This window comes from Paracraurococcus ruber (genome assembly GCF_004353985.1).
GTDB lineage: Bacteria > Pseudomonadota > Alphaproteobacteria > Acetobacterales > Acetobacteraceae > Paracraurococcus > Paracraurococcus ruber.
The window spans coordinates 1-2,060 of the sequence record NZ_SMOA01000508.1; the positions used below are offsets into that span (position 1 = coordinate 1).

Annotated in this window: 1 protein-coding gene; it reads left to right on the forward strand. The window is 80.8% G+C overall.

What is annotated here, in order from left to right; genetic code table 11:
- Positions 1 to 12: 12 nt before the first annotated feature.
- Positions 13 to 2,060 (forward strand): acyltransferase domain-containing protein (locus E2C05_RS31280; protein ID WP_205083227.1); only part of this gene is annotated, 2,048 nt, incomplete at its 3' end.

Sequence of the window (2,060 nt, forward strand, 5' to 3'; positions counted from 1 at the left end):
GGCCAGGGCCGCATGGCCGCGCTCGGCGCCGCGGCCGGGGCCGCCGCGCCGGTGCTCGCCGGGCTCGGCCGGGTCGAGGGCCGCGGGCTCGAGATCGCCGCCATCAACGCGCCGGACAGCCTGACGGTCGCCGGCCCCGCCCCGCTGCTGGCGCGGCTGGAGCAGGTGGCGGCGGAGCGGCGCTGGAGCTTCGTCGCGCTCGACCTCGACTACGCCTTCCACAGCGCCGCCATGGACCCGGTGCGGGACGGGCTGCTGGCGGACCTCGCCGGGCTGCGCGCCGCGGACCCCGCGATCCCGCTGCTCTCGACCGTCACCGCCGCGCCGCTGGACGCCGCCGGCTGCACCGCCGCGCATTGGTGGCGCAACCTGCGGGAGCCCGTGCGCTTCCTCGACGCCGTCCGGGCCGCGGCGGCGCGGGGGCCCTGCCTGGTGATCGAGATCGGGCCGACCCCCGTGCTGCAATCCTACCTGCGGGAGGCGCTGCGCGCGGCGGGGTCGGAGGCGGCGGTGCTGCCCAGCCTGTCCCGCCGCGATCCCGCGCCCGACCCCTTCCCCGGCATCGCCGACCGCGCCTGGGCCGCCGGCGCCGACCCGCGCGGCGCCGCCGCCCATGCCGGCCCGGCAACGCGGCGCGGCCTGCCGCACACGCCCTTCGACCGCGCGCCGCACTGGTACCCCACCACGGTCGAGGCGCTGCACAGCACCGCGCCGGTGGAGGACCATCCGCTGCTCGGCTTCCGCCGCGGCGCCGCGCCGGGGCTCTGGACCCGGCACATCGACACGGCGCTGGATCCCTGGCTGGCCGACCACCGGCTGGCCGGGGCGGCGGTGCTGCCGGCGGCGGCGATGTGGGAGATGGCGCTGGCCGCCGGCCGCGCCTGCCACCCCGACGCCCCGGCGATCGAGCTGCGGGAGGCGATGATCCGCGCCGCCCTGCCGCTGGAGGAGGCGACGACGCGGGAGCTGCGCGCCAACCTCGACGCGGCCGGCCGCTTCACGCTGGACTCCCGCCGCCGCCTCTCGGCCGAGGATTGGACGCTGCACCTGGAGGCAATGGTGGCGCCCCTGCCGGCGCTGCCTGTCCCGGTGTCCTCGCCGGCGCTGCCGGCTGCGATGTCTCCACCGGCGCTGCCGGCCGCGATGTCTCCGCCGGCGTTGCCGGCCGCGATGCCTCCGCCGGCGCTGCCGGCCCAGGCGTCCTCGCCGGCGGTGCCGGCCCAGGCGTCCTCGCCGGCGCTGCCGGTCCCGGTGTCTTCGCCGGCGTTCCCGGCGCAGGCATCCGCACCGGCAGGGCCGGCGCGGGCATCGCCGCCGGCCCTGTCGGCGCCCCCATGCCACGCGGCGCCGCCGGCCGGGACAGCGCCGCCGGGCGGCCAGCCGCTTGCCGGCGACGCCATCCGCGCCCGCGCCCGCCAGGCCGGGCTGGACTACGGCCCGGCCTTCGCGGCGCTGGACCAAGCCTGGGTGGATGACGCGGCCGGGACGGTGCGCGTGGCGCTCGACCGGCCGCAGGCGGCGCCGCCGGATGCCGGCTTCCTGCTGCATCCCGCCCGGCTGGACGGCGCGCTGCAGGGTCTGGTCGGGCTGCTGGCCGGGGCGGCGCCGCCGCCGGGTTCGGGGGGCGGCCTGCCGGGGATCGTGCCGGTGCGGGTGGCGAGGCTGGTGGCGCGGGTCGGGGCCGCGCCGGCCGCCCTTGCCGACCTCCGCCTGACCCATCGCGGCGAGCGCAGCGCCATCGCCGACCTGGTGCTGCGCGACGCCGCCGGCCGGCCGGTGGCGCTGCTGGATGGCTGCACGCTGCAGCGCATCCGCCTGCCCGGCGCCGCCGACCCGGCCGAGGCCGCCTTCCGCGTGGAGTTGCAGCCCGCCCTGCCGCTGCCGGGGCAGGAGGCCGGGGCGCGCCCCGGCCTCGCCGCCAGCCTGGACGCGGCCCGGCGCCGCGACGCCGCGCTGGAGATGGAGGAGGCGGCGCTGCTGCTGGACGGCGTCGGCACCGCCGGCGCGCATGCCGCGCTCTCGGCCCAGGCCCCGCCGGCCGGGCCGCTCGCGCGCCGGCT